Origin of the sequence: Shewanella sp. BJSY2023SW001 (assembly GCF_047314685.1) — a bacterium.
GTDB classification, from domain to species: Bacteria; Pseudomonadota; Gammaproteobacteria; order Enterobacterales; family Shewanellaceae; genus Shewanella; species Shewanella indica.
Window position 1 is genome coordinate 169,493 of sequence record NZ_JBKORF010000019.1, and the last position, 7,984, is coordinate 177,476.

General features: G+C 46.4%; 3 protein-coding genes. 2 read left to right on the forward strand and 1 reads right to left on the reverse strand.

Annotated elements, in window-relative coordinates:
* The first annotated feature begins 525 nt into the window (after positions 1–525).
* Entirely contained in the window at positions 526–3,078 is a 2,553-nt protein-coding gene (locus tag ACMHXH_RS04870) for a TonB-dependent receptor plug domain-containing protein (RefSeq protein WP_039033381.1), read from the forward strand.
* Between the two features lie 1,239 nt (positions 3,079–4,317).
* The gene (locus tag ACMHXH_RS04875) at positions 4,318–6,870 is read left to right on the forward strand and encodes a TonB-dependent receptor plug domain-containing protein (protein ID WP_039033380.1); all 2,553 of its coding nucleotides are present in this window, start codon (positions 4,318–4,320) and stop codon (positions 6,868–6,870) included.
* Positions 6,871–6,913: 43 nt separating this feature from the next.
* On the opposite strand, the gene ACMHXH_RS04880 is transcribed toward ACMHXH_RS04875, so the two are convergent.
* Positions 6,914–7,984, reverse strand: a 1,071-nt coding sequence (locus ACMHXH_RS04880; RefSeq protein WP_413737692.1) for an IS4 family transposase, incomplete at its 5' end; no start/stop codon positions are given.

The window sequence follows — 7,984 nt, forward strand, 5'->3', positions numbered from 1 at the left end:
CTGGCAGCAGAAAAAACTATCTCCTTAGTTAATCATTTACTTTATTTTAGTACATATTGATAACAAATGTGTTGTTTGTATCGTTGTGGTGGCGCTTTAATTTGACTGAGTAGGCGAGTTTTATGCGTTGTTAGCCTTTGCCTGCAATTTAGGGGGAAGGAGATTGCCTAAAGAAATTTTTGGTGTCTCATTGTGATGTATCAGCATTGAAACAAATTGTTTTGTGATCTATATCACGTTTTAATGCTCCAGCCATGTTAATTAATGTGTTTTAAATTAACGAAAAATCAAAGTCTATTTTTAGGTTTTCCATCATAATTAGCTGCATATTTATTCGTTTATAAGTTTGCGGGCCACTATCCCTATAAAACAAAACATTAACGAAACATAAATAAAACATTTTGGTTTTTGCCAGATGAAAATCCTGTTATTGACGCTATTGAAACGAGGCGACAGTATCTTGGCAACGCTGCATTAATAAGTGCGGTGAAAATAAAAACAAACCAAGAAGTAAGGGAGTTTAAAATGACAAGAACCAATAAGCTGACCAGCTCAGTAAGATTGGCATTATTTGCTGCAGTATCAACGTCAGCTGCATCTGTCTCTCAGGTAGCTTTTGCTGCCGAAGAGGGAGCCAAGGTAGAACGTATTGAAGTCACCGGCTCACGTATCCAGCGTCAAGATATGGAAACCGCTTCACCAGTGACAGTGATCAGTGCCGACGCCATTCGAGCGGAAGGTTTCACTTCAGTGGATCAATTGCTGCAGGCACAAACCTCCATGGCCGGCGCTGCAGTGGGGTCCAGTACCAATAATGGAGCCGATGGTGTGGCTCAGGTCGATCTGCGGGGCATGGGCGCTGAGCGTACTCTGGTACTGCTCAATGGCCGCCGTATGGTCAATTCCGGCTCTGGTGCCGATAGCGCAGTGGATTTGAACTCTATCCCTGTGGCTATGATAGCTCGGGTAGAAATTCTTAAAGATGGCGCTTCTGCAGTATACGGCTCCGACGCCATCGCCGGTGTGGTTAACATTATCACCAAGAAAGACTTTGAAGGTTTTCAGTTGGATTTCAACGGCAGCGGAACCGATAAAGGCGACGGTGAGAGCGGTGAGCTGAGTTTGTTGTATGGCTTTAACACAGACAATGGTGGTAACTACACTTTTGGTGCGTCTTATTCTGACCGTCGCGGTGTTATTCAGGGGGATCGTGATTGGACCGAACCAGGTGCCAGTTCCTTTATTCCTACCGGCTCTCTGAACGGAATGGTCAAAGACGCCAACGGTAACTGGGTCGAGCGCAGCACAGGTTATGATTATACTCAGGACAGTTGGTTCCAAACGCCTAGTGAGCGCTATAGCTTATTTGCCAACATGATCCAGGAGCTGGGTAATGAGTTGGTGCTGACAGGTGACATACTGTATACCAAGCGTAAGTCCGATCAGCAAATGGCGGCTCAACCAGCCGATATCATGCTGGGTGTCTGTGGCGAGGAAGGTATTGATGCTTCTCGCTGTCTCACGCTGGATCAATCCATGCTGGATGCCGGTATCAAGGCCGATAAGACCGGCCGTGTTAACTACCGTCGCCGTACCAATGACGTAGGACCTCGTATCTATAATCAAGACGTCGATACGCTGCGCGCCTCGATTGCCCTGCAGGGCACGCTGGATGTTCATACCGGCATGACTTGGGATCTGTCTTACACCTATGGCAAGAACAAGGCCGATACCTGGGTTGAAAACTCCATCAATGCCAAAAAGATGGAAAACTCAGTTTACAACAATCAAGGCGCCTGGCTCAGCGGTGCGCCATTGACCCAGGAGATCATCAACGATATCGGTTTCACCGAGCGTAACGATGGTGGTAACGAACAACATCTGGTTGCCGGGGTATTGAGTGGTGAGCTGTTTGATCTCGATGCTGGCCCGGTCAGCTTCGCTATCGGTGCCGAATACCGTTACGACAGCGGTTACTTTAATCCGGATCCTGTGATTGTCGCCGGTGAGGGTACAGCGGCCCAGCAAGACCCAACTGATGGTAACTACGACGTTATCTCTATCTATCAGGAGGTTAGCGTACCTTTTAGCGAAAAACTGACAGGTGAATTTGCGCTACGTTTCGATGATTACTCTACTTTCGGTAAGGCATCGACCTGGAAGATAGGCCTGACCTATGAAGCGACTGATGACTTAATGTTACGCGCCGTGGCAGCCACCGGATTCCGAGCGCCAAACGTCAGTGAACTCTATGGTGGTAACACAGGATCGTACGACTATTTGACCGATCCATGGGGTAACGAGCAAGATCCACAGATTTTGGTGAACTATACCTCGGACGAAAACTTGGAACCTGAAGAGTCTGAGTCTTACACTGCCGGTCTGGTTTACTCACCGCACTTTATTGACGGTATGTCTTTGACTCTGGACTACTGGCGTTTTCGGGTAACCAATGCCATTACCCGTCTGGATGCTCAGAAAGGGCTGAAAGATTGTTACGCCGGCAATCAGCTTGCCTGTGATACCTTCAAGATTACTTCTGACGGCGATCTATCTGACTTTACCAATCCGCTTACCAACGTAGGTAGCCAGAATACCAGTGGTATCGATTTCAACCTGGCTTACAGCTTCGAAGGCCTGGGACTGGACTGGAAGATTAACAACGACCTGACCTACCTTTTGGAGTTTGAGCAGGATGGCGTTTCCTATGATGGTACCATTGACGGTAACTTTGGCGCCTATGCAGAAGTTCGCAATAACTTCAGTATTCAAGCCAGTCGTGGCGACTGGAGCCTGATGTACTACAACCGTTATATCGGTAAGATGGATGATATTTATACTGACTATGATCAGAATGATAATCCATTTACAGCGGTTGCCAAGGCTGATGCCGTTATGTATCACAACATTGTCGGCACCTATCACTTCACTGATGGTTTGACAGCCTCGCTGGGTGTTAAGAACTTAACTGATGAAGAGCCGTCATTTGTATCCAACGGCAGTGATGCCGGAACTGTCCCTGAGGTTTATGACACCATAGGTCGTCAAATCTACGGTGGTGTGACTTACAAGTTCTAAGTCATCTCATAAAATGCCAAAGCGCCTTCGGGCGCTTTTTGGGTTTAATCTACAGTAGTGGCAAATACCGCTTTGACATTAAAAAAGTTGTTGCAATCTCGATAATCATAGTCTCGTTCACAGCAATCGTTTGATTTTGGTATTCATCCCTTGCCATAGTTATTGCGTCACCTATGGGGCGCTGAATGCATATTTCAAGCAGGTAAATTTTGAGTGGTTGGCAAGCTGTAATGAGTGCTTGGATGCTATTTCCCTTGGGCTAACTTACTCAAGTTTTCAGCGAATCATATGCAGAGTTACAGTCCGGTCTTGTCTGTTATGCTTCTTGCAAACGCGCAGGGCTATTTATTGTGAACCACGTCTTGCATCCACCTGTAAGCCCGCGAAGAGCACCAATGGGCCTTTTCGTATCTTCTTCACTGATGTTTGGGTTCAATCCAACTTTTTCATCAGATAAGAGAGGGCTTATTAATCGCCCCTTCTCCACATTATGAGCAAGCTCCTACGGCCTTGATTGAGCCGCTTAAGGGCGGTTTGTGCTCTTTTAATGGCGTTGCTGGCTCTAATTCTAGCTCGCAAATGAAATGATATAGCTCTTGGCTCCCTTCATTTTTGGACAATACCCCCGTTCCTTAAAATCAAAGATCTTATTTATATGCATAGCAGCCTGAGTGGCTTTATTACAGACACATTTACTCTGGTATACAGGCTTGAAGTGCTCTCTCTAAAAGAACAACCTCCGCAGCATAAAAAACTATTGAATAAAAACATATACAAGATGGTGTTAAACAGATTTGTAACATAACCATGCTGCATACCGTTTGTAATATGACCTGGTTAACAGAGATGTCCATGCAGATATACCTAACAGAGCTGGTAGTCAAACACGTCAATGAAGGGTTTTTCTTTGTGATATTGATGGCATATTCGGTATAAGTGTGCTGCAGATCTCACTTTTGATTAATGTAATTGTTGCGCAATTTTGGCTCTTTTAACAAAAAACTAAAGTTATTTTTTGACAAATTCAGCTATTTAAGTTTGTGGTTATATACTAATTCCAGGATAACTGAAGTTCATCAAAAAAATAAACAATATAATTTCAATTTGTTAACAATGCGACCTTTGTCAGATTAAAACTCTGTTATTGACGATTTTGCGACCAGGCGACAGTATCTTTGCTCGCCGCACCTAAAGAGGTCGGCGAACATAAAAACAATTCAGGAAGTAAGGGAGTTTATTATGACAAGAACCAATAAGCTGGCCAGTGCGGTTAAATTGGCGCTGTTTGCTGCTGTGTCAACGGCAACAGTATCTGTCTCTCAGGAAGCTTATGCTGCAGAGGAGGGCGACAAGGTTGAGCGTATCGAAGTCACAGGCTCACGTATTCAGCGCCAAGATATGGAAACCGCTTCTCCTGTAACAGTGATTAATGCCGATACTATTCGGGCAGAAGGTTTTACTTCGGTCGATCAATTATTGCAGGCACAAACCTCCATGGCTGGTGCGGCTATTGGCTCAACCACCAATAATGGTGCCGCTGGTGTAGCTCAGGTCGATTTGCGAGGTATGGGCGCTAAGCGCACCTTGGTACTGCTTAATGGCCGCCGTATGGTCAATTCCGGCTCCGGTGCCGATAGCGCAGTGGATTTGAACTCTATCCCTGTGGCTATGATTGCCCGGGTGGAAATTCTTAAAGACGGGGCTTCTGCGGTATACGGCTCTGACGCCATTGCCGGTGTGGTTAACATCATCACTAAAAAGGATTTTGAAGGTTTACAGTTGGATTTCAACGGCAGCGGAACCGACAAGGGGGACGGTGAAACCGGGGAGTTGAGCCTGTTGTATGGTTTCAACACAGATAATGGCGGCAACTACACTTTTGGCGCGGCGTACTCTGACCGTCGTGGCGTCATCCAGGCTGACCGTGATTGGACAAAGCCTGGTGCCAGTTCTTTCATCCCAACCGGTTCTCTGGCCGGTATGGTCAAAGACGCCAACGGTAACTGGGTTAAGCGCAGTACTGGTTATGATTTCACCAAAGACAGTTGGTTTCAAACGCCAAGCAAGCGCTATAGCCTGTTTGGCAACATGATCCAGGAGCTGGGCAATGAACTGGTATTGTCAGGTGACATACTGTACACCAAGCGTAAGTCCGATCAGCAAATGGCGCCGCAGCCTGCTGATATCATGTTAGGAGTTTGTGGTCAGGCAAGAGTGAATCCTAACCGTTGTATTACCTTGGATCAGTCTATGTTGGCTGCAGGTATAAAGGCGGACAAGACCGGGCGAGTCAATTATCGCCGTCGTACCAATGATGTTGGGCCGCGTATTTATAATCAGGATGTCGATATTCTGCGTGCTTCTCTTGCTCTGCAAGGCACGTTGGATGTTAATACAGGTATGACTTGGGATTTGTCTTATACCTATGGCAAGAACAAGGCCGATACCTGGGTTGAAAACTCTATCAATGCTGAAAAGATGACAAACTCGGTTTACAACAATCAAGGCGCCTGGATCAGCGGCGCACCATTGACCCAGGAGATCATCAATGACATAGGCTTTACCGAACGTAACTATGGTGGTAATGAACAACATGTGGTCGCCGGGGTATTGAATGGTGAGTTGTTTGACCTGGCTGCCGGTCCTGTCAGTTTTGCTATCGGAACCGAATATCGCTATGACAGCGGATACTTTACTCCGGATCCTGTGATTGTCGCCGGTAAAGGAACTGCTGCTCAGCAAGATCCAACCGACGGTAACTATAATGTTATCTCAATCTATCAGGAGATTAGTGTACCTTTCAGCGACAAGCTGACCGGTGAATTTGCCCTGCGTTTCGATGATTACTCTACTTTCGGTAAGGCGTCCACCTGGAAGCTAGGGCTGACCTATGAAGCGACCGATGAACTTATGCTGCGCGCCGTGGCTGCTACCGGTTTTCGGGCACCAAATGTCAGCGAACTCTATGGCGGTAACACAGGATCTTACGACTATTTGGAAGATCCATGGAAGAATGCCCAGGATCCACAAATTTTGGTCAACTATACCTCAGATCTGAATCTGAAGCCTGAGGAGTCAGAGTCTTATTCTGCTGGTTTGGTTTATTCACCAGGTTTTATTGACGGTATGTCTCTGACCTTGGATTACTGGCGTTTTCGGGTAACCAATGCCATTACTCGCTTGGATGCTCAGAAAGGGTTGAAAGATTGTCATGCCGGTAAACAGGCTGCTTGCGACACTTTCAAAATCACCCCATCCGGTGACTTATCCAAGTTCACCAACCCGTTGACCAACGTGGGAAGCCAGAATACTAGTGGTATCGACTTCAACCTGGCTTACAGTTTTGAAGGCTTGGGGTTGGACTGGAAGATCAATAATGACCTGACTTATCTGCTGAAATTTGAGCAGAATGGTGTGGCCTATGACGGTACTATTGACGGTAACTTTGGCGCCTATGCAAAGGTTCGCAATAACCTCAGCATCCAGGCAACTCGTGGTGACTGGAGCCTGATGTATTACAACCGTTATATAGATAAGATGGACGATATCCATACCAAGTACGATAAGAATAAAAAACCTTACACTGCAGTTGCCAAAGCGGATGCTGTTTTGTATCACAACATTGTCGGTACCTATCATTTCACCGATGCCTTGACAGCTTCTCTGGGGGTGAAAAACCTGACAGATGAAGAGCCTTCATTTGTATCCAATGGCAGTGATGGCGGAACTGTTCCTGAGGTTTATGACACCATAGGTCGTCAAATCTACGGTGGTGTAACTTATAAGTTCTAAGCCATCTCATAAAATGAAAAAGCGCCCGAGGGCGTAATGCCGTTCACTTAGTGTGAACGGCATTTTTCTTAGGCTTAATGGGATACTTGTTTTTACTCATTTCTAACGCACGTGGATAGGCTCTATCGCGTTTCCCATCAAGCTTGAACTGCCTCGCATTACGCACTATGTTCAAGACATCTCTCGGGACATTCCCTGGCGTTTGAGATGACAGCTGAGTCAGTTTAAAAATGATATAACTCGATGCATCTCTAAAACTTAATTGGTTCGGATGTAACGACGGTAAGCTTTTAGCCATCAACACCATCTTGTATCTAATGAGGTTATAGGCCAACAGTACCCCCCACAATTCTTGGATAACCAGCTCTGGCAATTGACTGCGTAACGTAAAGCGACTCTCCAGAAGATGCTGCTTCATCTCCCGATAGCCCACTTCAATCTCCCATCGATGAGCATATAAATCCGCTATTTCTGCCCCCGGATAACGCAAGGGGTCCGTTAATGAGGTCAAAATGGAAACCGACTTACCTTTTATCGTTTTCGTCAGTAAGCGAGCTTCAATATTTTCAGGCAGCATAGGCCACTTCTTTCTGGCTTGAGGCGTGGTGGTTAACCGCACCAGTTGGTCGTGTTTTCCTAAAGAGCGTACCACTTCATATTGTGTCCCTTTCTTCAACGGCAGCAGCCAGTGGCTGTTAGGTTGAGCCTGTTGCCAGGCCTGCAAAAGCCCCAACGAATAAAAGCCTCTGTCAAACAGCGTCAGGCTGTTATTGGGGATGCTTGATATCAATTCAGCGGCTAAATTCATTTCACTGACAGCAACAGAATCAAAGGCACTGTTCAATACCAAGTGGCTGCTTAACTCCATCATGCAAACCATACGAATTTGCGGATAGGCAGCATCACCAGAAGCGTTGGCGGTTTTGGCAAAAGCCTGATTGTTTTGCTCACTATCAGGTGTTCGCCACACGACACCATCGCCCCCATAGAGGTTAAGCCCACACCAATGCGGATGCTCTGCTCTCTCATGCCAGGTCTTGGCACTTCGCTTAAACACATCCTGAACAACATCAGAGCCCAGCCGCTTGCGCGCTTGCGTGACAGCACTGCGAGC